Consider the following 21,169-nt stretch of genomic DNA (forward strand, 5'->3'; position numbering starts at 1 on the left):
CAACAACCACGACAACCCGAACGGCTCAAAAGGCCAGCGCGTCCTGCGGGAGCGCCGGCACCAGCCCCTCGGCCGCGGCCCGGGTCAGCAGCCCCCGTACCGCCGCGTAGCCGTCCTCGCCCAGGTCGGCGGAGAACTCGTTCACATACAGCTCGATGTGCTGGTCGGCGACCGCCGGGTCCATCTCCTGCGAGTGCGCCAGCACATACGCCCGGGACGCCGCCGGGTCGTCCCACGCCCTCCGCACCGACGCGCGGGCCGCGTCGGCCAGCGCGTGCAGCCGCTCCTTGCCCAGCGAGCGCTTGGCGATGATCGCGCCCAGCGGGATCGGCAGCCCGGTGGTGGACTCCCAGTGCTCGCCCATGTCCGCCAGCTTGTGCAGACCGTAGTTCTGGTACGTGAAGCGGGCCTCGTGGATCACCAGGCCGGCGTCCACCCGGCCGTCCCGTACGGCCGGCATGATCTCGTTGAACGGCATCACCACGATGCCGCCGACCCCGTCGGGCACCTGGTCGGCGGCCCACAGCCGGAAGAGCAGATACGCGGTCGAGCGCTCGCTCGGCACCGCCACCGTCTTGCCGGACAGGTCCGTGCCGGCCTCCCGGGTGAGCACCAGCGGGCCGCAGCCGCGCCCCAGCGCGCCGCCGCAGGGCAGCAGGGCGTACTCGTCGAGCACCCACGGCAGCACCGCGTAGGACACCTTCAGCACGTCGAACTCGCCGCGCTCGGCCATGCCGTTGGTGATGTCGATGTCGGCGAAGGTCACATCGAGCGCGGGCGCGGCCGGGACCAGGCCGTGCGCCCAGGCGTGGAACACGAAAGTGTCGTTCGGGCAGGGGGAGTACGCGATCCGCAGCGCCCTGTCGTCGGCGGTTTCCAGTGTGTCCAGTGTGTCGAGCGCGTCAGCCGTGTCAGCGATGTCGGTCGTTCCGGCGGTGCCGGCGCTGCCGGCGGTGTCAGCGATGTCAGCCATGTTGTGCCTCAACCTCCAGCGGCGGAGAGAGCTTCCCGAAGTCCGCCAGGGCCGCCGGGAGCTTCCCGAACGCCGTGGTCAGCGCGGCCAGCGCCTCGCCGATCCGCCAGGCCGCCCGGTCCCGGGGGCCCACCGCGTTGGACACGGCGCGGATCTCCAGCACCGGCACCCCGGCCGCGGCGGCGGCCTCCGCCACCCCGAAGCCCTCCATGGCCTCCGCCACGGCGCCAGGGTGACGCCCGCTCAGCTCGGCGGCGCGTCCGGCCGTGCCGGTCACCGTGGAAACGGTCAGCACGGGCCCGTAGGCGGCCCCCAGGGCCCCGGCGACGGCCCGGGACAGCACCGGCGGCGGATCATGCCGGGAGGTCCCGAAACCCAGCTCGGCGACCGGCAGGAAGCCCCCGGGGGTCTGCGCCCCCAGGTCGGCGGCCACGATCGCGTCGGCGACCACCACCGAGCCGACCGGCGCGGCCGGGGCGAAACCGCCGCCGATCCCGACGGAGACCACCAGGTCGTACGGAGTCAGGTCGTGCGCGGCCCGGGCCAGCGCGGTCGCGGTGGAAGCGGCGGCCGCGGCCGGGCCCACTCCGCCGGCCAGCACGGTGACCGCTCCGGCCGCGGTGATCGCTCCGCTCCCGGCCGCCGGGGCGCGCAAGCCTGCCGTGACGGCGTCGCGTTCGGCGGCCACCGCCGTCACCACCAGGATCCGGGCGGGTGCCACCGGATCGGTCACTTGCCCCGGGTCAGCGTGAAGGAGATCACCCGGAAGACGTTGGCGCCGCTGGTGTCGCTGGACTCCACGACGCTCAGGTCCACCGACTTCGCGATCGTGCTCTGGCCGGTCTGCGGGTCCTGGGTGGTGAACAGCGAGGCGCTGTCCAGCTGCCAGTAGGTCTTGTTCTTGAGCAGCTCGTTGGTCACCAGGCTCGTGTCGCGGACGAGGAGCCAGCCCTTGTCACCGATGCCCGGGTCCACGCCGATCCGGACCTGGTCGCCCACCGGGACGGTGATGTGGTGGGTCGGCTTGGCCTGGAGGCAGGCCAGGAAGATCTCCTGGGGCAGCTTCTTGCCCTTGGCGTAGCACTTGCTGATCGCCTCCGCGTGGACGGACTTGGAGCCCACGGTCACCGTCGCCAGCGCGGTCGGCTTGTCGCAGGCGGTGAGGGCGATCAGCCCCAGGGAGATGGCACCGATAGCGGTGGCGGCGCGGCGAATGCTCATGGGGGTGAGGCTACCGGGCCGTTGGGGCCCCACCTGCGCGGGGGTGTGCCGTCCCGCCCCGCGGGCTTGACACGGGCTTGACGGGGAAGTGCCCGCCGCGTACGCGGGGGCCTACGCGACCCGGGCCGGGCTCGAATTGCCGCGCCGGGCCGCGCCCAGCAGCCCGCGTACCGAGGTCACGAAGGCGATCAGCACCAGTCCGGCGGCCACTCCCATGCCCACCTGACCGTTCAGCGGCAGGATGATGCCGATGGCGCCGCCGACCACCCAGGACAGCTGCAGCACCGTCTCGGAACGGGCGAAGGCGGAGGTCCTGACCATCTCCGGCACGTCCCGCTGGATCAGCGCGTCCAGCGACAGCTTCGCCAGCGCCTGCGAGACACCGGCGATCGCGGCCAGCGCCGCCACCGTGAACAGCCCGAACCAGCCGGCCGCCACGATGGCCGCCGACAGCGCGAAGATCAGCACCGTGCCGATGATGATCTCCGGGCCGCGGGCTTTCAGCCAGGAGCCCAGCGCGGTGCCCAGCGCGTTGCCGACACCCGCCGAGACCACGACCACGCTCAGCGACACCGCCGGGCTCAATCCGCCCAGCGGGTGCTCGCGCAGCACGAACGCCAGGAACAGCGTCAGGAAACCGGACAGCGCCCGCAGCCCCGAATTGCCCTGCAGCGCGTGCAGCACCGAGGAACCGACGCCCAGCAGGCCGGGCTTCTTGCCCGGCGGGCCGACCGGCTCGGCCGGCAGCTCCTCGTCGGCGGTCAGCCGGGCCTTGGCCTCGCCCCGGGACGAGTCCACCGCGTGCGGCAGCGAGATCGACAGCAGCGCGCCGCACGCGAAGACCACGAAGGCGCCGTAGAGCGGCCACTGCGGGCCGATGAAGTGCAGCCCGGCCCCGATCGGCGCGGCCACCGCGGTGGCCAGCAGGCCGGCCAGGGTGACCCGGGAATTCGCCTTGACCAGGGTCGTGCGCCCCGGGAGCAGTCTGGGCACCACCGCGCTGCGCACCACGCCGTACGCCTTTGAGGACACCAGGACGCCGAGCGCGGCCGGATACAGCCCGAGCCCCGCGGTCGAGACCACCCCGGCCATCGTCCAGGCCAGCACCGCCCGCGCGATCATCGAGGCGGCCATCGCGGCCCGGCGGCCGTGCTGGAAGCGGTCGAGCAGCGGGCCGAGCACCGGCGCGAGCACCGCGAAGGGCGCCATCGTCACGAGCAGATAGAGCGCGACCCGGCCGCGGGCCTCGCCCGTAGGTACCGAAAAGAACACGGTACTGGCCAGCGCGACGGTGATCAGCATGTCGCCGGCCGAGTTCACCGCGTGCAGTTCGATCAGTTTCGACAGACCCGACTCGCCCGCGCCTCCCGCGCGTGTCGTACGGCGGATACGCCGGACAACGCCGCTCAGGGCCCGCCCCACGCCGTGCGTGAGGGCGCGCCCTCCCCTGCGTACGGGCCCTGGGCCCGCGGTCACGGTACGTGCCACGACGCAATCCTCCCCCAATTGACAGCCCCCGCACCCCCTCCTTTGCAGTGGTGGTGCGCACAGGTAGCGTGCGATCGCGCAGAATAGTGGCAACAGGTGCGCCCGGGGGACGCTCGGGCAGACCGGGGAAGCTGGCCGGGAAGCAGGGAACGAAGGCGTTGACGCGGTCCACAGGTCCGCTCCGCCACCGCTCCTCTGTACCACCGGGTCCGCCCCCGCGGGCGCACACGTGAGACGGCGTAGAGAGAGAAACGATTTCTGTGAGTCCTGCGATGCGAAGCCGTACCCCTGACCGCCTGTGCGCCGAGGCGGTCGATGTCGCACTGGCTGTGACGCAGGAGGCGGCGGGGCCAGACTCCGTCGGTGAGCACCTAGGGGTGGTCGCGGAGGGTGACCGGGTGGTCACCCATCACTTCGCCTGCGAGGAACCGGCCTACCGGGGCTGGCACTGGGCCACCACCTTGACCCGGGCTTCGAGGTCCAAGCAGATCACCATCGACGAAACGGTGCTGCTGCCCGGTGGGGACGCCGTGCTGGCCCCCGCATGGGTGCCGTGGAGCGAGCGCCTGCGGCCCGGCGACATGGGTCCCGGCGATCTGCTGCCGAGCGAGGCGGACGACCTCCGGCTGGAGCCCGGCTGGGCGGGCGAGCCGGCCCCCTCGGAGGAGGGCCTGCCGCTCCCCTCGGTCGCCGAGATCGGCTCGGTCGCCTCGGAACTCGGCATGGGCCGCCCCCGGGTCCTCTCCCGCTACGGCCTCCACATCGCCGCGGACCGCTGGGAGGAGGAATTCGGCCCCAAGTCCCCGATGGCCCAGGCGGCCCCGGCCGCCTGCGACACCTGCGCCTTCCTCATCCCCATCTCGGGCTCCCTCAGCCAGGCCTTCGGCATCTGCGCGAACGAGTACTCCCCGGCGGACGGCCACATCGTCTCCCTCGGCTACGGCTGCGGCGCCCACTCCGAGGCGGCGGTCATGCCGAAGTCGCCGGAGCCGTCGCCGATGGTGCTCGACGACCTCTACGACTAGCCCTCCGGGCGGGGGGTGCGGGTACGGCGGCGGTCGCGGGGGCGGCGCGCTCCGCCGCGGGTGCGCCTGCGGCGCGGGGTCGCCGTTTCCCCGGCCGGGGATCTCGCCGCTGGCGGCTGCTCCGGTCGTGCGGGGCGGGCCGCGCCTGCGGCGCGGTGTCGTTCCCACCCGCAGCCACCCGTGCGGATTCGTTGCCGGGTGCGGGTTCTTCCGGTGGGGCTGCCCGCCGTCGGCGGCTGCCGGCCCGTGCGTCGTGCGGGACCGGCGCGGGGCGAGCATGGAAGTCCCAGGAGAGGGCGGGGCATCAGCCACTCACCTGGCACAGGTCGGGCCATAGGTGCGGCAAATCCGCGAACGGCTGGCCGCCGATGGCGGGAAGTCCGACGAGAAGGCGGAAAGCCGACCACCCACCCGCACGGGTGGCTGCGGGTGGGAACCCCGCGCCGCAGGCGCGGCAAGTATCGCGGACGGTTCGCCGCCGATGGCGGGAAAGCCCCGCGAGAGGGCGGAAAGCCGAGCACCGAGCACCCACCCGCACGGGCGGCCTCAGGGAAGGGGGCAGCGCCGCAGGCGGTGGCGGCGGAGAGCGGCTCACCGGCTCGCACAGGTGGTGGCTGCGGGTGGGAAGAGGAGCCCGCCGCCCGCGCGGGAGCGGGGCCGCCCCGGAGGGGATCCGCACGGGCCGGGATAGCGGCCCGCGTCGGCCGCGCGGGGGGAGGGGAGGAGCCGGCCGCGGAGCGGGGGACGCTCGGATGGCGGTACCGTCACGACTGCAGGGCCCCGCAGGGGCCGCGGACGGCGACGGAAGGGCCCGTAAGTGACCCGCGCAGGTGTTGTACGGACGGCCCCGGAAGGCCATGCGGACCCCTTCCGTACGGCGAGCCTGCGGCAAGCGGTGCTGGGCGCGTGGACCACCTCCACCGCGAGGTTCCGGGAGGACGCCAACGCGGAGGAGGACCTCGCGCTCGGCGGCTACCGGGACCGCCTCGCCATCGAGCTCGCGCAGAACGCCGCGGACGCGGCCACCCGGGCCGGTGTGCCCGGCCGGCTGCGCCTCACCCTGCACCCGGCCGAGGAGGGCGCGGACGGGGCCCCCGCGGTGCTGGCCGCAGCCAACACCGGCGCCCCGCTCGACGCCGCCGCCGTGGAATCGCTGTCCACCCTGCGAGCCTCCGCCAAACGCGACGACGGTCCGGCCGCCGTCGGCCGCTTCGGCGTCGGCTTCGCGGCCGTCCTCGCCGTCAGTGACGAACCCGCCGTGCTCAGCCGCACCGGAGGCGTCCGCTGGTCGCTCACCGAGGCTCGCGAGCTGAGCGCCGAAGTCCCTGGCCTGGAAGACGAGTTGCGTCGCCGCGACGGACATGTCCCGCTGCTGCGGCTGCCGTTCGCCGCGGAAGGCACCGCGCCGGACACGTACGACACGGTCATCGTACTGCCGCTGCGGGACAGCTCCGCCGAGGAACTGACGGCCCGTCTGCTCGCATCCATCGACGACGCGTTGCTGCTCGCCCTGCCAGGTCTCGGCGAAGTCGTTGTCGAAACCCCGGACGGGACCAGGACACTGACTCGCCGTCAACTGGACGACGGCGACGTGCTGGTGGAGGACAGTGCCCGAACCACCCCCACCCGCTGGCGCGTCGACGCGGACGGCGGCCCGCTGAAGCCCGAACTCCTGGTGGACCGGCCGGTGGAGGAGCGGCTGCGCCCGGTCTGGTCGGTGACCTGGGCCGTCCCGGTGGACGCCGAGGGCGCCCCGCAGGCACCCCTTACCGCCGCCGTCGTCCACGCGCCGACGCCCACCGACGAGCCCCTCGGGCTGCCCGCGCTGCTGCTCGCCTCCTTCCCGCTCGACCCGACCCGGCGGCACGCCGCCCTCGGCCCGCTCACCGACTTCCTGCTGGACCGCGCCGCCGAGGCGTACGTCCGGCTGATGGCGGACTGGCGACCGGTCGGCACCGGTGTGGTGGACCTGGTGCCGGGCCCGCTCGGGACCGGTGAGCTGGACGCCGAACTGCGCCGCCGTGTCCTCGCCGCGCTGCCCCGTACCGCCTTCCTGCCCCGCGCCGCCGAACCGCCCGCGCAGGACGCGCCGGCCCCCGTCGCCGACCCGGACGCCTGGGACGACGGCGGCCCGCTGGCCGGTGACAGCCAGGCGCTGCGCCCGGTCGAGGCCGAGGTGGTGGAGGGCGCCACCGCCGAGGCGGTCCGGGTGCTGGCCGAAGTGCTGCCGACCCTGGTCCCCTCGACGCTCGAACGGCGTCCGGCGCTTCGCCAGTTGGGCGTCGCCCGGCTCACGCTGGCCGACGCGGTCGACCGGCTGGCCGGCGCCGAGCGGCCCGCCGACTGGTGGTACCGGCTCTACGACGCCCTGGCCGGCACCGACTCCGACATCCTCAGCGGCCTGCCCGTACCGCTCGCCGACGGCCGTACGGTGGTCGGCCCCCGGCAGGTACTGCTGCCGGTGCGCGGCGAGAACGACGAGACCGCCGCCGACCCGCTGCTGCTGGCCCGGCTCGGACTGCGCGTCGCGCACGCCGACGCCGCCCATCCGCTGCTGGAGAAGCTGGGCGCCTCGCCCGCGACCCCGCGCGCCATCCTGACCACACCGCAGGTGCGGGCCGCGGTGGCCGCGTCGCTGGACGACGACCGGGCCGCCTGGGACGACCCGAGCGGTCTGGATGCCGAGGAGTTGGCCGAGACCGTGCTGGGCCTGGCCCGGGCGGCCGGCCTGGCGCCGGGCGACGAGCCGTGGCTGGGCGGCCTGGCGCTGCCCGACGAGGACGGCGAACTCGCCCCCGCCGGTGAGCTGATCATGCCCGGCAGCGCGCTGGAGCAGGTGCTGCGCGAGGGCGAACTCGCCGCCGTGGACGCCGAACTGGCCGCGCGCTGGGGCGAACAGCCGCTCACCGCGGTCGGCGTGCTCGCCACCTTCGCCCTGGTCCGCGCCGAGGATGTCGTCCTCGACCCCGACGACCTCGAACCCCGGGACAGCGACTTCGCCGAGCCCGACGACGTGGGCCTGCTGGACGCGGTCGACGTGTGGTGCGAGGACGTCCTCGACCAGCTCCCCGAGACCGATGTGCCGCCGGTGGCCACCGAGGTGATCGGCGTCCGCGACCTGGACCTGGTGGACGACGACGCCTGGCCGCAGGCGCTGGCCCTGCTGTCCCGGCCGCCGCTGCGGGACGCGGTCACCCTGCCGATCCGTGTCCTGCTGCCCGACGGCACCACCGAGTCCGTGCGCGCCTACGCCGCCTGGTGGCTGCGCGACCACCCGGTGCTCGGCGGGCGCCGCCCGGTGGGTCTGCGCGCGGCCGGCGGTGACCGGCTGCTCGCCGGGCTCTACGACGAGGCCGAGACCGACGAGGGCGTGGACGAGCAGGTGCTGCGGGCCCTCGGCGTACGCACCACCGTGGCCGCGCTGCTGGCCGAACCGGGCGGCGCCGCCGAGCTGCTGGGCCGGCTGGCCGAGCCCGGACGTGAGGTGTCCACCGCCCAACTGCACGGTCTGTACGCGGCCCTGGCCGAACTCGACCCCGAACAGGTGACGCTCCCGGACGAGTTGCGGGCTGTCGCCGACGGCCAACCGGTGGTGGTGGACGCGGCCGACGCGCTGGTCGCCGACGCGCCCGATCTGCTGCCGCTGGCCGGTGGCCGGGCACTGCTGCCGGTCCCGCCCCGGCTGGCCGGCGACCTGGCCGAGCTGTTCCAGGTGCGGCGGCTGAGCGAGGCGGTGGAGGCGGCGGTGATCTCGCAGGGCGAGGCGCACGAGGTGCTGTCCGCCGTCCACGACCTGCTGCCGGGCGCTCCCACCAGCTATGTGGAGCACGAGGAACTGCTGCTCACCGCCGGGATCGAGGTGGACTGGCGCTGGGCGGACGGCGTCCTGCACGCCTCCACGGTGGAGGGCGTCGCGGCCGGTCTGGCCTGGGCGGCCGGCCGCTGGGAGCGCCGCTTCGAACTGGCCGCGCTGCTGGAGGACCCGTCCCGTACGGAGGAGCTGGCCGAGGCGCGCTGGTTCGACTGAGGGGTCGCCGCGCCGTGCTTGCCTTCGGCTGAGCGGGGCGGTGGGCCGCCGGGGTGTCGGCCCGGGCGGCTCAGGCCTCCGGCGCGGTGCGGGCGGCGGCGGCCCGGCGGATCGCGTCGCGCCGGGTGCGGACGTACCACAGGCCGAGCAGGCCGCAGGTGCCGCCGGCCAGGCAGGTCCAGATGAACCAGGCGTGGCCGTGGTCGGCGTACCAGCCGTAGAAGGGCACCTGGACGACGAACAGCACGAACCAGACGATCACGCCGACCGTGATGGTCGCGACGTCGTTGGCCTCCATCGGCTCGGGCGCCTCGCGCAGGGGGATCCGCTGCTTGTCGCTGCTCATGCGGACATCGTAGGCGGCGGGACGGGGTCGGCCGCAACGGGTCGCGGCGCGTCCCCGGGGCGCGGGTCCGTCGTGGCCGGCCGCGCGGTTCCCCGCGCCCCTTTCGGGGCGGTCCTCCTCCGGGAGGGGTATCTCAGTGTAGTCATGTCATCCGTATGCGTGAGAAACGCGTGCGGCGCCGGTTTGATTAGCCTAGGTAATAAGCTAAGCTAACGAATGTGACTGAACTGTCCGAGGACGACCGTGCGACCGTCAATGAGTTGCGCGGCGCCGTATTGAGGCTCTCGCGCCGGCTGCGGAGCCAGCGTGTGGACGAGTCGCTCAGCCCGACCGAGATGTCGGTGCTGAGCACACTGGCGCGCTGCGGGTCGGCGACGCCGGGGGAGCTGGCCCGCAAGGAGCATGTGCAGCCGCCGTCGATGACGCGGATCGTGGCCATGCTGGAGGCCAAGGGGCTGGTCCGCAGGGAGCCGCATCCCGACGACCGGCGGCAGGTCGTGGTGAGCCGTACGGACGAGGCCGCCGCGATGCTCGCCGAGAGCCGGGTCAAGCGGAACGCCTGGCTCGCCCAGCTGGCCGAGGGGCTCAGCGAAGAGGAGCTGGCCGTGCTGCGGCTGGCCGCCCCTGTCCTCGACAAGCTCGCTCACCTGTGACAACGCACCGGCCCAGGCCCGCCGCCCGGCGGCCCGCGCCCGGAGGAAACCCGAAGGACAGCGGCCGGCGCACCTGACGCACACCGATGAGACCGGTGAAACCGATGAATGGGGAGGCGAGAACCGATTGAGTTCGGCAGCCGGAACAGACACCGCAACCGAACCTGAACAGCCCGGCGGGAAGACGGGCACCTTCAGCGCACTCAAGGTCCGCAACTACCGGCTCTTCGCGACCGGCGCCGTGATCTCCAACACCGGCACCTGGATGTCGCGGATCGCCCAGGACTGGCTGGTGCTCAGCATCACCGGCTCGTCGTTCGCGGTGGGCATCACCACCGCCCTCCAGTTCCTTCCCATGCTGCTGTTCGGCCTGTACGGCGGTGTGATCGCCGACCGGTACCCCAAGCGGCAGATCCTGCTGTGCAGCCAGGCCGCCCTCGGCGTGCTCGGCCTGACGCTGGCCGGTCTGACCCTCAGCGGCGTGGTCGAGGTCTGGCAGGTCTACGCCATCGCCTTCCTGCTCGGCATGGTCACGGTCGTCGACAACCCCACCCGGCAGACCTTCGTGGTCGAGATGGTCGGCCAGCGCGTGATGCGCAACGCCGTCTCGCTGAACGCCGCGAACTTCCAGGCCGCCCGGCTGGTCGGCCCCGCGGTCGCCGGTGTGCTGATCACCGCGGTGGGCAGCGGCTGGGCCTTCCTGATCAACGGCCTGTCCTTCATCGCGCCCCTCACCGGCCTGCTGCTGATGCGCACCTCCGAGCTGCACAAGATCGAGCGGGCGCCGCGCGGCGGCAAGGGCCAGCTGCGCGAGGGCCTGCGCTACGTGGCCGGCAAGCCGGAGCTCATCTGGCCGATCGTGCTCGTCGGCTTCATCGGCACCTTCGGCTTCAACTTCCCGATCTGGCTGTCCGCCTTCGCCAACAAGGTCTTCGACAGCGGCGCCGGCGGCTACGGCCTGCTCAACTCGCTGATGGCCGGCGGCTCACTGCTCGGCGCGCTGCTCGCCGCCCGCCGCTCCCGGAGCCGGCTGCGGATGCTGGTGGGCGCGGCGATGCTGTTCGGCCTGCTGGAGGCGCTGGCCTCGATCGCGCCGTCCTACTGGCTGTTCGCCGCCCTGCTGGTGCCGATCGGCATCTTCGGGCTGACCTTCAACACCAGCGCCAACGCGACCGTCCAGCTCGCCACCGATCCGGTGATGCGCGGCCGGGTGATGAGCCTGTACATGATGGTCTTCGTCGGCGGCACCCCGATCGGCGGCCCGGTCATGGGCTGGGTCACCGATACGTACGGGGCCCGGGTCGGCTTCCTGTCCGGCGGTCTGATCTCGGCGGCCGCGGCGCTGGGGGTCGGCCTGGTGCTGGCCCGCACCGGCGGCCTGCGGGTGCGGATCAGCCTGCGGCGGACGGAGGGCCGCCCGCTGGTCGCCTTCGTACCGCGCGAGGGGATCGCCCGGCCCCGTCCTGACGCGGGGTCGGTTCCCGAAGGGGAGCCCGACATACGCGACGACGCCGCCAGTGATGCCGCCAGAGATGCCGCCGGTCGTGACGACGCCGAGGACCGCGGCGGCGACACCGGCCTGACCAAGAACCTCACCCCGGCCGGGTGAGGCCCGAGTGAGGCCCGGATGAGGCTCTTCGTCGCCCTGCTGCCGCCCCCGGCCGCGGCCGGGGAACTCGCCGGGGCGCTGCACGCCGTACGCCGCCGGGACGACGCGTCGGCGCTGCGCTGGACCCAGCCGGGCGGCTGGCACTTCACCCTCGCCTTCCTCGGCGAGGTGCCGGACGGCGTACGCCCCGGGCTGGACGAACGGCTCGGCCGCGCCGCCCGCCGGCACGGCCCGCACACCTTGCGGCTTTCCGGCGCCGGCCGTTTCGGCGAGCGGGCGCTGTGGGTCGGCGCGGAAGGCGATCTGGCCGGCGTGGCCGGGCTCGCCGACTCCGTACGCGCCGCCGGCCGCCGGGCCGGCGCCCCGGCGGACGAGGGACACGGCTTCCAGCCGCACCTGACCGTGGCCCGCAGCCCCGGCGTCCGCCGGACCGCCGGCACCGAAGCGGCGGCGGCTTCCGGGCCGCCGCGGCTGGGACCCCTCGCCGAGGCGCTGGCCGGCTTCCGGGGCTCGCCGTGGACCGCGGACACCCTCAGCCTGGTCAGCAGCGTTCCGCCGCGTTCCGGGGTGCCGGGCGAGCAGCCGCGCTACGAAACGGTGCGGGCCTGGCCGCTGGGCCGCGGGAGCGGCGGCCCGGCCGACGAAGGCACCGGGTCCGGCGGCTAACCTCGGGGGGTGGACCCCAAGACCCGTACGCGAGTGATGACCGCCGCCTTCGTCCTGCTGCTCGCCGTGGTGGTGGTCGCCGCCGCGGTCCGCTGAACCGCGGCGGCGCGGGCGAACCTCACCCGTATCCGTCACCTCACCAGGCGAAGGCCTCCGGGGACGGGCCCGGGCCCGGGAAGATCTCGTCCAGCGCGGTCAGGAACTCCTCGGACAGCTCCAGTTCCACCGCCCGCAGCGCCGAGTCCAGCTGGTCCTGGGTGCGCGGGCCGACGATCGGACCGGTCACCCCGGGCCGGGTCAGCAGCCAGGCCAGGCCGACGTCACCTGGCTGGAGACCGTGCTTGTCGCACAGATCCTCGTACGCCTGGATCGAGGCGCGCTGCTCCTCGGACTTCAGCGAGTCCGCCGACCGGCCGCTGGTGGAGCGGGCGCCGCCGCCCTCGCGCTGCTTGCGCAGCGCCCCGCCGAGCAGGCCGCCGTGCAGCGGCGACCAGGGGATCACCCCGAGGCCGTAGTGCTCCGCCGCCGGGATCACCTCCATCTCGGCCCGCCGCTCGATCAGGTTGTACAGGCACTGCTCGCTGACCAGGCCCAGCGAACCGCGCCGGGCCGCCGTCTCGTTGGCCTGCGCTATGTGCCAGCCGGCGAAGTTGCTGGACCCGGCGTAGAGGATCTTGCCCTGCTGCACCAGGACGTCGATCGCCTGCCAGATCTCGTCCCACGGCGTCGACCGGTCCACGTGGTGGAACTGGTAGATGTCGATGTAGTCGGTGCCCAGCCGTTTCAGGCTGGCCTCGACGGCCCGGCGGATGCTCACCGCCGACAGCCGGTCGTGGTTCGGCCAGGCGTCGCCCTCGGCGGCCATGTTGCCGTAGACCTTGGTGGCCAGCACGGTCTTGTCCCGGCGGTCGCCGCCCTGCGCGAACCAGCTGCCGATGATCTCCTCGGTGCGGCCCTTGTTGTCACCGAAACCGTAGACATTGGCGGTGTCGAAGTAGTTGACGCCCGCGGCCAGCGCCGCGTCCATGATCGAGTGGCTGTCGGCCTCGTCGGTCTGCGGACCGAAGTTCATGGTGCCGAGCACCAGGCGGCTGACTTTGAGGCCGGTGCGTCCGAGCTGTGTGTACTCCATATGTCCCACCCAAGCCCTTGGAGTGCGCTCCAATCAAGGGGCCCTGCTGCCCCGGGCTCAAGGGGCAGGGCAACGGGCGTCGTTCAGTCCAGCTCGTAGGGCGCCCCGATGTCCCACGCCTGGTGCATCGCGTCCGCGAAGGCCGCCGCCAGCTTGTGCTCGCCCGCCGGATTGGGGTGGGTGCCGTCGTAGGTGTGGAGCTGTATGTCGTAGCCCGCCGGGCGGGAGGCCAGCAGCAGCGGCGAGGCGGGGGAGTCCAGCTCGGCCACGACCTTGGCGGTCCGCTCGTTCAGCTCCGCGCACTGGTCGGCGAAGCCCGGGTCCAGATCCGCCCGGGTGTTGGGGATCACCGGCAGCAGCACCATCCGCACCCCCGGCCGGGCCGCCCGCGCCTCGGCGACGAAGCGCGCCACATTCGCCGCCGTCTCCTCGGCGTCGGTGTAGAAGCCCAGGTCGATCAGCCCGAGCGACACCAGCAGCACGTCCGGGCGGTGCTCGCGCACCACCTCGCCGATCTGCGGCACCATGTGCAGCCAGCCCTCGCCCCACCCGGCCAGATGGCGGCGGGCGTGGGCCGGGAACCCCGGATCGGCGTAATCGCCGGAGACCGCCTCGTCCGCCGCCGCGTCGTAAAGCCCGGTGCGCGGGCCCACCACCGTGAACCGCTCGCCCAGGCCGCACAGGTGCTGCCACATGCGGTAGCGCCAGGTGTAGTCACCGGCGGCGCCGACGGTCATCGAATCGCCGACGAAGAGGTAGCGCATGCGGGGCATCATCCCCGACCCGGGGCCGAACAGGGACACTGGGGGGCATGCGCGCCCTTCTCCCGACCCTGCCGGTCGCCGCCGCCTGCGCCGCCTTCGCGCTGGCCTGCGCCGCCGCCGCGCCCGCCGTCGCCGACAGCGGGGCCTCGGTGGCCTTTCATATGAGCGACCCGCGGATCACCGAGTCCAGCGGCCTGGCCGCCAGTCACCGCCACCCGGGCATCTACTGGACGCACAACGACAGCGGCGACGGCCCGTACGTCTACGCCGTCGACTCGGCCACCGGGAAGACGGTGGCCCGGGTGACGATGCGCGGCATCCACGCCCGGGACGTGGAGGCGATCTCGCTCGGCCCGGACGGCGACCTCTATGTCGGCGACATCGGCGACAACCTGGACGGCAGCTGGCCGGAGGTGTGGATCTACCGCTTCCCCGAGCCCCGGCAGCTGCGCGACCAGACGGTGGACGTCACCCGCTTCACCGTCAAGTACGACGCCGGTCCGCGCAACGCCGAGGCGCTGATGGTCCAGCCGAAGACCGGCCGGGTCTACATCGCCAGCAAGAACGAGAACGGCGGCCATCTCTACGAAGGCCCCGCCACCCTCGACCCGAAGGGCGTCAACGTCTTCCGCCGGATCGCCGACGTGCCCTGGGTGACCGACGGCGCCTTCTCCCCGGACGGCACCCGGCTGGCACTGCGCGGCTACTTCTGGTCCACCGACTACCGCTGGACCGCCGACCGGCCGCAGGAGATCGGCAGCCTGGCCGTACCGATACAGCGGCAGGGCGAGTCGGTCACCTACACGCCCGACGGCCGCGCGCTGATGTACGGCAGCGAGGGCGCCGACAGCGAGGTGTGGCGCGAGCCGCTCAGCGGCAAGGACCTGCCCGACCAGGACGCTCCGGCGACCTCCCCGGCCACCCAGGGCGGCGGGGGCGGAGCGGCGCAGAGCACCACCCCCGCGACGCAGTCGCAGAGCACCAGCCGCAAGGCGCTGGGCATCGCGGTGCTGGTCGGCCTCGGCGCGGCGGGGGTGGGGCTGCGGAACTTCGCGCGGCGGCAGCGGGAGCGGCGGCGCGAGGGACGCTGAGGGCCGCCCGCCGACCTTGGCGCCGCCCGGGGGCGCTGGTGTCGCCCGGGTCAGCCCTGGCCGGCGGGACGTGCGACGGCGGCGGACCGCTGGGGAGCGGGCCGCCGCCGTATCCGGACGGTCGGGTGTCAGATCTCCGGTGCTGTCAGAGCGTCAGCGGGGCGCCGGGACCTCAGAGCTGGCCGATGACGTAGTCGACGCAGGCGGTCAGCGCCTCGACGTCGGCCGGGTCGACGGCGGGGAACATCGCGACCCGCAGCTGGTTGCGGCCCAGCTTGCGGTACGGCTCGGTGTCCACGATCCCGTTGGCCCGCAGCACCTTGGCCACCGCGGCGGCGTCGATGCCGTCCTCGAAGTCGATGGTGCCGACGACCTGCGAACGCTGCTCGGGGTCCGTCACGAACGGGTTCGCGTACGACGCCCGGTCCGCCCAGCCGTACAGCCGCGACGAGGAGTCGGCGGTGCGCTTGACCGCCCAGTCCAGGCCGCCCTGGCCGTTGATCCACTCCAGCTGCTCGTTGAGCAGGAAGAGGGTGCTCACCGCCGGGGTGTTGTACGTCTGGTTCTTCGTCGAGTTGTCGATCGCGGTCGGCAGGTCGAAGAACGCCGGGATGTGCCGTCCGGTCGCGGCGATCGCCGCCGCCCGCTCCAGGGCCGCCGGGGAGAACACCGCCAGCCACAGGCCGCCGTCCGCCGCGAAGGACTTCTGCGGGGCGAAGTAGTAGACGTCCGTCTCGGCGATGTCGACCGGCAGGCCGCCCGCGCCCGAGGTGGCGTCCACCAGGACCAGCGCGCCCTCGTCGGCGCCGGCCACCCGGTGGATCGGCATCGCGACACCGGTGGAGGTCTCGTTGTGGGTGAGGGCGTAGACGTCCACGCCCTCCTCGGCGACCGGCAGCGGGTGGGTGCCCGGCTCCGACTTCACGATCGTCGGGTCGGCCAGCCACGGCGCCAGCCCGGACGCCTTGGCGAACTTCGAGGAGAACTCACCGAAGGACAGGTGCTGGGACTTCTCACTGATCAGGCCGTGCGTGGCGACGTCCCAGAAGGCGGTCGACCCGCCGTTGCCGAGCACCACCTCGTAGCCGTCCGGCAGCGAGAAGAGCTGGCGGACGCCGTCACGGACCTGACCCACCAGGTTCTTCACCGGCGCCTGGCGGTGCGAGGTGCCGAGCAGGGAGGTCCCGGTCGCGGCGAGGGCGTCGAGCGCCTGCGTCCGCACCTTGGAGGGGCCCGACCCGAACCGTCCGTCGGCGGGCTTGATTTCAGCGGGAATCTGGATATCGGCCACGCTGGCAGCGTAGTGCGTAACGGGGGCGTTTCGGTGAGTGTCCCATCGGGTGAGACGGTGCCTGGTGGGCCGCCTTTTCGGTGCGGTGGGGCCGGGCCGGCGGGCCGGCCGGCCCAGCGGGGACGGGCTGCCGCCGGTCCGGTTCGCCCCGCCCGCGTGCTGGCGCGGGCGGGGCCAGCGGACCGCTGTCGTACGGATGTCCTATGTGCGGCGGAGCCGGTACGTACGGGTCCTGCGCCGCAGGCGGCGGCTCAGTGGGCGATGCCGGTGTACCCCTCGATCTGCTGCGGGCCGCGCGAGGCCGGTCCCACGTAGCGGGCGGAGGGACGGACCAGCCGCCCGGTCCGCTTCTGCTCCAGGATGTGCGCCGACCAGCCGGCCGTCCGGGCACAGGTGAACATCGAGGTGAACATGTGGGCCGGCACCTCAGCGAAGTCCAGCACGATCGCCGCCCAGAACTCCACGTTGGTGGCGAGCACCCGGTCCGGGCGGCGCGCGTGCAGCTCGGCCAGCGCCGCCTTCTCCAGCGCCTCGGCGACCTCGAAGCGCGGCGCGCCCAGCTCACGGGCGGTCCGGCGCAGCACCCGGGCCCGCGGGTCCTCGGCGCGGTAGACGCGGTGCCCGAAGCCCATCAGCCGCTCGCCCTTGTCCAGCGCGGCCTTCACATAGCGCTCGGCGTCGCCGGTGCGCTCGATCTCCTCGATCATGCCGAGCACCCGGGAGGGCGCCCCGCCGTGCAGCGGCCCGGACATGGCGCCGACCGCCCCGGACAGCGCGGCGGCCACGTCGGCGCCGGTCGAGGCGATGACCCGGGCGGTGAAGGTGGAGGCGTTCATCCCGTGCTCGGCGGCCGAGCTCCAGTAGGCGTCCACCGCGGCGACATGCTTGGGGTCCGGCTCGCCGCGCCAGCGGATCATGAAGCGCTCGGTGATGGAGTGCGCCTTGTCGATCTCCTGCTGCGGCACCATCGCCAGCCCCTGCCCGCGGGCGGACTGGGCGACGTACGACAGGGCCATCACGGCGGCGCGGGCCAGATCGTCCCTGGCCTCCTCCGCGTCGATGTCGAGCAGTGGTTTGAGCCCCCACACCGGGGCGAGCATGGCCAGCGCCGACTGGACGTCCACCCGGATGTCACCGGAGTGGACGGGAATGGGGAACGGCTCGGCGGGCGGCAGGCCCGGATCGAACTTCCCGTCCACCAGCAGGCCCCACACATTCCCGAAGCCCACATGGCCGACGAGTTCCTCGATGTCGACCCCGCGATAGCGCAGCGAACCCCCCTCCTTGTCGGGCTCGGCGATCTCCGTCTCGAACGCGATGACTCCTTCGAGTCCCGGTACGAAGTCGGACATGAGGCGGCTCCTCTGATGATCTGCTGATCCGGGTGATCTGGTGAACTTCTGACGAGCTGGTGACGCGGTGGGGCGGTGACGCGTTGACGCCCTGATGTGTTGATGCGGTGTGCCGGTGACGTGCAAACACGCACGTCGCGAACTGGGTCCCGGCGGGCAATTCTCCCCGCTGGGGGACATGACAGACAGGGTGAGATGCCGCACATCCGTGGCTGTGCTCCCACTCCGGCCGCGGTCCTGGAAGATGTGGCCGTGCGAGAACCACGAGAGCCCCACGAGGAACACGACCCGGCGGCGACCACCCCCGACCCGGCGGCCATGCGCAGGCAGTACGGAGCGGAGGGGCTGGACGAGGCGGAACTCGCGGACGACCCCTACGAGCAGTTCGCCCGCTGGTTCGCCGACGCGGTACGCGCCACCGGCAGCGGCGCCCTGGCCGAACCCAACGCGATGATCGTGTCCACCGCGACACCGGACGGCGTGCCCAGCTCCCGCACGGTGCTGCTCAAGGGCTACGACCGGCGCGGTTTCGTCTTCTACAGCAACCACGGATCGCGCAAGGGCCGTGAGCTGGCCGCGAACCCGCATGTCTCGCTGGTCTTCCCCTGGCACCCCATCGCCCGGCAGGTGATCGTCATCGGCCGGGCCGAGCGCGTGCCGCCCGAGGAGACGGCGGCCTACTTCCACAGTCGGCCGCACGGCTCGCAGCTCGGCGCGTGGTCGAGCGAGCAGTCCAGCGTCGTCGCCTCGCGGGCCGTCCTGGAGGAGGCGTACGCCGAGCGCGCCGCCCGCTGGCCGGAGGGGACACCGGTGCCGGTGCCGCCGTACTGGGGCGGCTTCCGGGTGGCGGCCTCGACCGTCGAGTTCTGGCAGGGCCGGGACGACCGGCTGCACGACCGGCTGCGGTTCGTATACGAGGGGAACGGGGGCGGGGCGGGCTCCGGCGGCCGGTGGGCGGTGGAGCGGCTGGCGCCGTAAGGGGAGCGCCGGGGGAGCCTGGCGGGCCGCGATTCCGGCCCGGAACGCGAACGACCCGCGGACTCTCCCCGGAGCCTTGCGGCTCCGAGCACCGGCCGGACAAGTCCGACGAGCCCGCGGGTCGGGTGTACTGCGTGGGATTGGCGAGCACTTTGCACGCCGAGTGCGCGGTGCTAGCCCGCAGTCACCTCACGTGTCCGACTGCAACTCATGCTTCGAACCACCTCCCTTCGTGTGTACGGCAAGCCTAAGAAACTCAGCCGGAAACGCACAACCTATTTAGGTAAATCTCGTGTGACGCAGCCCACACCCGGGTTGAATGTTGTGACGTGCAGCCATTCGAGGCGCAACCCAAAGGTGACGAGCAACTGCTGGCCGCCCTGCTGAACGGCATGGAGGCGGGCCTGTGCGCCTTCGACCGGGAGGGCGTGATCACCCACTGGAACGCTGAGGCGACCCGCATTCTGGGCTGGACGGCCGAGGAGGCCGTCGGCCGGCGCGGTTTCGGGGGCTGGGCCGCGCGCGCCGCCGACGCCCGCGCGACGCAGGAACGGCTGCTCTCGGCGATGGACACGCCGGGGCGCCAGGTGCACGAGTTCGCGCTGCTGACCAAGGACGGCCGCCGGGTGCTGGTGCGCACCCAGTCCGCGGCCGTGGCCGGCGCCGACGGGCGGCCCGCCGGGGTCTACTGCGCCTTCTCCGATGTGCACGCCCAGATCGACCTGGAGCGGTCGATCGCGCTGAGCGAGTCGCTGTTCGCCGGGGCGTCGTGGGGAGTGGTGCTGATAGACGCCGATCTGCGGCCCGCGCTGGCCAACGAGCAGGCCGCCAGACTGCTGCACTGCGGGCGCCAGGCACTGCTCGGCCGACCGCTCGGCGAACTCCTCGACCACGGCGTCGAGGAGCTGGAGAACGCCTTGCAGCACGTCCTCGCCGAGGGTGTCTCACCGGCCGGCATCGAGGTGTGGGTCAGCCTGCGCGGTGACGCCACCGACGCCCGCTACTGCTGGCGCAGCGGCTTCGTGCTGCTCGGGTCGCCGCTGGGCGAGGAGCCCGTACCGCTGGGCGTCGGCTGGCTCTTCGCCGACGTCACCGCGCAGAAGAAGCTGGAGCGGCAGAGCACCCGGATACGTTTCCGCTACCAGCAGCTGCACCGGGCCGACCGGGCCGCCGCCGAGTGCGAGAGCGCCCTGGAGGCGGCCGTGCTCCAGCTGGATTTCGCGCTCGCCGGGTTCGCCGACCACGCGCTGGTCGACCTGCTGGACGGCGCCGGGCGGCTGGTCCGGATCGCCGCCAGCCCCGAGGGCGAACCGAGGCCCGGCCTGCCGGAGGTGGGCCCTGCCATCCCGGTCGGCTACGAGCCCGGCCACCCGGTGCTCCAGGCGGTGGAACGGCTCGGGACCGTGCGCACCAGCTGCGGCGCGGCGGGCGGCGCGGCCGGTGACGCCGCCGGGGGCCTGGAGATCCCCCGGTCGCGCGCCGACGCGTGGGCGGCGGCCCGGCGCTGGCCCCCGGGCACGGTGCACGGTCTGACCACGGTGCTGCGCAGCAGGGGCCGCACGGTCGGCGCCCTCACCTTCCTGCGCGGCTCCGGCCGCCCGCTGTTCGACCGCGCGGACGCCGCCTACGCGGAGGATGTGGCGGCGCGGGTCGCCATGGCGGTGGACCTGGCCGGGCTGGCGGGGGACCGCTGAGCCGGGGGCGGGGGTTCGGCTCCGCCGGCCGGTCAGCTGGGCCGGCGGGTGCGGCGGGGCTCAGCGCTGGGCGGAGTGGCGGAAGAAGATCCGGTCCCGGTACTCCTCGAAGACCTGGCCGTTCCAGTCGTGGCCCCCGTCCACGTTCCCCGAGCGGATCATGGGCGGGGTGATGCCCCGAGCGGCCAGCTCGGTGGCGGCGGTGGCGACCACCGCCTGCATCAGGGCACTGGTCACCACGGTGGAGGCCGGCCCGAAGGGCGCCGGGACGGCGTCGTCGGCCAGCTCCGCGTCGCCCACCGCGATCTTGGAGTCCAGCACGATGTCGCAGTTGTCCTTGAGATAGGTCCCCGAGGTGTGCCGGGAGCGGGTCTCCTCCGCGTACACGACCGAGGTCACCCCCACCACCAGCACTCCGCGCGCGCGGGCGTGCCGTGCCATGTCCACCGGGAGGGTGTTCCGGCCGGACAGCGAGATCACGAAGAGCACATCGCCGCCGCGCACCGGACTGGTGTCCAGCACCGCGGCCGCCAGACCCTCGACCCTTTCCAGCGCGCTGCCCAGCGTGGCGGGCACCACGTCCACCCCGATGGCACCCGGGACGGACAGCAGGTTGACCAGCGCCAGGCCGCCGGCCCGGTAGACCACGTCCTGCGCGGGCAGCGAGGAGTGGCCCGCGCCGAAGGTGAACACCCGGCCACCTGCGGCGACGGCATCCGCCACGGCGGTGGCGGCGGCCTTGATCGCGGCCCCCTCCTCGTCCCGGACCCGGCGCAGCAGGGCGATGGCAGCGTCGAAATACCGGTCGGAAAGATCCGCGGGGGGCTCACTCATGCGGTCACCGTGGTGCCGACGCGGC

Annotated in this window: 18 protein-coding genes; 8 read left to right on the top strand and 10 right to left on the bottom strand. The window is 73.4% G+C overall.

All coding sequences use genetic code 11. The annotated features are described in order from the left end of the window. Positions 1–25: 25 nt before the first annotated feature. The 4 genes from ACFO3J_RS19250 to ACFO3J_RS19265 all read right to left on the bottom strand — a co-directional run bounded on the left by ACFO3J_RS19250 (position 26) and on the right by ACFO3J_RS19265 (position 3,682). On the bottom strand, positions 26–973 hold the full coding sequence (locus ACFO3J_RS19250; protein ID WP_386430686.1) for a 1,4-dihydroxy-6-naphthoate synthase: 948 nt from the start codon (positions 971–973) through the stop codon (positions 26–28). Beyond that, on the bottom strand, positions 966–1,706 hold the full coding sequence (locus tag ACFO3J_RS19255; RefSeq protein ID WP_386430687.1) for a futalosine hydrolase: 741 nt from the start codon (positions 1,704–1,706) through the stop codon (positions 966–968). The genes ACFO3J_RS19250 and ACFO3J_RS19255 overlap by 8 nt, the downstream gene beginning before the upstream one ends. Continuing rightward, positions 1,703–2,194: a hypothetical protein gene (locus tag ACFO3J_RS19260; RefSeq protein WP_386430688.1), complete on the bottom strand. Its 492-nt coding sequence runs from the start codon at positions 2,192–2,194 to the stop codon at positions 1,703–1,705. Before ACFO3J_RS19260 ends, ACFO3J_RS19255 begins: the two co-directional genes overlap by 4 nt. Before the next feature lie 111 nt (positions 2,195–2,305). After that, positions 2,306–3,682: an MFS transporter gene (locus ACFO3J_RS19265; RefSeq protein ID WP_386430689.1), complete on the bottom strand. Its 1,377-nt coding sequence runs from the start codon at positions 3,680–3,682 to the stop codon at positions 2,306–2,308. Between the two features lie 272 nt (positions 3,683–3,954). Between ACFO3J_RS19265 and ACFO3J_RS19270 the strand changes: the two genes are divergently transcribed. Together ACFO3J_RS19270 and ACFO3J_RS19275 are read left to right on the top strand one after the other, a co-directional pair. Then, positions 3,955–4,707: a DUF3027 domain-containing protein gene (locus tag ACFO3J_RS19270; protein WP_386430690.1), complete on the top strand. Its 753-nt coding sequence runs from the start codon at positions 3,955–3,957 to the stop codon at positions 4,705–4,707. Positions 4,708–5,524: 817 nt separating this feature from the next. Then, positions 5,525–8,734, top strand: coding sequence for a sacsin N-terminal ATP-binding-like domain-containing protein (locus ACFO3J_RS19275; RefSeq protein ID WP_386430691.1), 3,210 nt, complete (start codon positions 5,525–5,527; stop codon positions 8,732–8,734). Between the two features lie 70 nt (positions 8,735–8,804). Here the strand turns inward: ACFO3J_RS19275 and ACFO3J_RS19280 are convergent, their stop codons facing one another. After that, positions 8,805–9,080, bottom strand: a complete 276-nt coding sequence (locus tag ACFO3J_RS19280; protein WP_386430692.1) for a DUF2530 domain-containing protein — start codon at positions 9,078–9,080, stop codon at positions 8,805–8,807. A gap of 218 nt (positions 9,081–9,298) precedes the next feature. Here ACFO3J_RS19280 and ACFO3J_RS19285 point away from each other — a divergent pair, with 218 nt between their 5' ends. From ACFO3J_RS19285 to thpR, 3 genes are all read left to right on the top strand, one after another. Further along, positions 9,299–9,733: a MarR family transcriptional regulator gene (locus ACFO3J_RS19285; protein WP_386430693.1), complete on the top strand. Its 435-nt coding sequence runs from the start codon at positions 9,299–9,301 to the stop codon at positions 9,731–9,733. Positions 9,734–9,860: 127 nt separating this feature from the next. Next, positions 9,861–11,342, top strand: a complete 1,482-nt coding sequence (locus tag ACFO3J_RS19290; protein ID WP_386430694.1) for an MFS transporter — start codon at positions 9,861–9,863, stop codon at positions 11,340–11,342. Positions 11,343–11,360: 18 nt separating this feature from the next. Beyond that, positions 11,361–12,008, top strand: coding sequence for an RNA 2',3'-cyclic phosphodiesterase (gene thpR, locus ACFO3J_RS19295; RefSeq protein ID WP_386430695.1), 648 nt, complete (start codon positions 11,361–11,363; stop codon positions 12,006–12,008). Between the two features lie 136 nt (positions 12,009–12,144). Here thpR and ACFO3J_RS19300 read toward each other — a convergent pair whose 3' ends face one another. Together ACFO3J_RS19300 and ACFO3J_RS19305 are read right to left on the bottom strand one after the other, a co-directional pair. Further along, on the bottom strand, positions 12,145–13,140 hold the full coding sequence (locus tag ACFO3J_RS19300) for an aldo/keto reductase (protein ID WP_386430696.1): 996 nt from the start codon (positions 13,138–13,140) through the stop codon (positions 12,145–12,147). A gap of 83 nt (positions 13,141–13,223) precedes the next feature. Beyond that, positions 13,224–13,904, bottom strand: a complete 681-nt coding sequence (locus ACFO3J_RS19305) for a GDSL-type esterase/lipase family protein (protein WP_386430697.1) — start codon at positions 13,902–13,904, stop codon at positions 13,224–13,226. Positions 13,905–13,951: 47 nt separating this feature from the next. Between ACFO3J_RS19305 and ACFO3J_RS19310 the strand changes: the two genes are divergently transcribed. After that, on the top strand, positions 13,952–14,995 hold the full coding sequence (locus tag ACFO3J_RS19310) for a hypothetical protein (RefSeq protein WP_386430698.1): 1,044 nt from the start codon (positions 13,952–13,954) through the stop codon (positions 14,993–14,995). A gap of 172 nt (positions 14,996–15,167) precedes the next feature. Here the strand turns inward: ACFO3J_RS19310 and serC are convergent, their stop codons facing one another. Together serC and ACFO3J_RS19320 are read right to left on the bottom strand one after the other, a co-directional pair. Continuing rightward, positions 15,168–16,286, bottom strand: coding sequence for a phosphoserine transaminase (gene serC, locus ACFO3J_RS19315; protein ID WP_386430699.1), 1,119 nt, complete (start codon positions 16,284–16,286; stop codon positions 15,168–15,170). 251 nt (positions 16,287–16,537) lie between these two features. Further along, entirely contained in the window at positions 16,538–17,638 is a 1,101-nt protein-coding gene (locus ACFO3J_RS19320) for a citrate synthase 2 (protein WP_386430700.1), read from the bottom strand. Positions 17,639–17,956: 318 nt separating this feature from the next. Here ACFO3J_RS19320 and pdxH point away from each other — a divergent pair, with 318 nt between their 5' ends. Beyond that, complete coding sequence (pdxH, locus tag ACFO3J_RS19325) at positions 17,957–18,616, top strand: pyridoxamine 5'-phosphate oxidase (protein ID WP_386431035.1); 660 nt, start codon at positions 17,957–17,959, stop codon at positions 18,614–18,616. Positions 18,617–18,945: 329 nt separating this feature from the next. Beyond that, a complete protein-coding gene (locus ACFO3J_RS19330; protein ID WP_386430701.1) occupies positions 18,946–20,310 on the top strand; it encodes a PAS domain-containing protein in 1,365 nt (454 codons plus the stop codon). Positions 20,311–20,370: 60 nt separating this feature from the next. Here ACFO3J_RS19330 and ACFO3J_RS19335 read toward each other — a convergent pair whose 3' ends face one another. Next, entirely contained in the window at positions 20,371–21,144 is a 774-nt protein-coding gene (locus tag ACFO3J_RS19335) for an SIS domain-containing protein (RefSeq protein WP_386430702.1), read from the bottom strand. Between the last annotated feature and the right edge of the window lie 25 nt (positions 21,145–21,169).

It is taken from the genome of Streptomyces polygonati, from assembly GCF_042650325.1.
Taxonomy (GTDB): domain Bacteria; phylum Actinomycetota; class Actinomycetes; order Streptomycetales; family Streptomycetaceae; genus Actinacidiphila; species Actinacidiphila polygonati.

Bases quoted from the DNA above. Each gene is read 5' to 3' on its own strand.
- ACFO3J_RS19250 (WP_386430686.1), bottom strand. From the start codon at position 973: ATGGCTGACATCGCTGACACCGCCGGCAGCGCCGGCACCGCCGGAACG.
- ACFO3J_RS19260 (WP_386430688.1), bottom strand. From the start codon at position 2,194: ATGAGCATTCGCCGCGCCGCCACCGCTATCGGTGCCATCTCCCTGGGG.
- ACFO3J_RS19270 (WP_386430690.1), top strand. From the start codon at position 3,955: ATGCGAAGCCGTACCCCTGACCGCCTGTGCGCCGAGGCGGTCGATGTC.
- ACFO3J_RS19280 (WP_386430692.1), bottom strand. From the start codon at position 9,080: ATGAGCAGCGACAAGCAGCGGATCCCCCTGCGCGAGGCGCCCGAGCCG.
- thpR (WP_386430695.1), top strand. From the start codon at position 11,361: ATGAGGCTCTTCGTCGCCCTGCTGCCGCCCCCGGCCGCGGCCGGGGAA.
- ACFO3J_RS19300 (WP_386430696.1), bottom strand. From the start codon at position 13,140: ATGGAGTACACACAGCTCGGACGCACCGGCCTCAAAGTCAGCCGCCTG.
- ACFO3J_RS19305 (WP_386430697.1), bottom strand. From the start codon at position 13,904: ATGCGCTACCTCTTCGTCGGCGATTCGATGACCGTCGGCGCCGCCGGT.
- ACFO3J_RS19310 (WP_386430698.1), top strand. From the start codon at position 13,952: ATGCGCGCCCTTCTCCCGACCCTGCCGGTCGCCGCCGCCTGCGCCGCC.
- ACFO3J_RS19320 (WP_386430700.1), bottom strand. From the start codon at position 17,638: ATGTCCGACTTCGTACCGGGACTCGAAGGAGTCATCGCGTTCGAGACG.
- pdxH (WP_386431035.1), top strand. From the start codon at position 17,957: ATGCGCAGGCAGTACGGAGCGGAGGGGCTGGACGAGGCGGAACTCGCG.
- ACFO3J_RS19335 (WP_386430702.1), bottom strand. From the start codon at position 21,144: ATGAGTGAGCCCCCCGCGGATCTTTCCGACCGGTATTTCGACGCTGCC.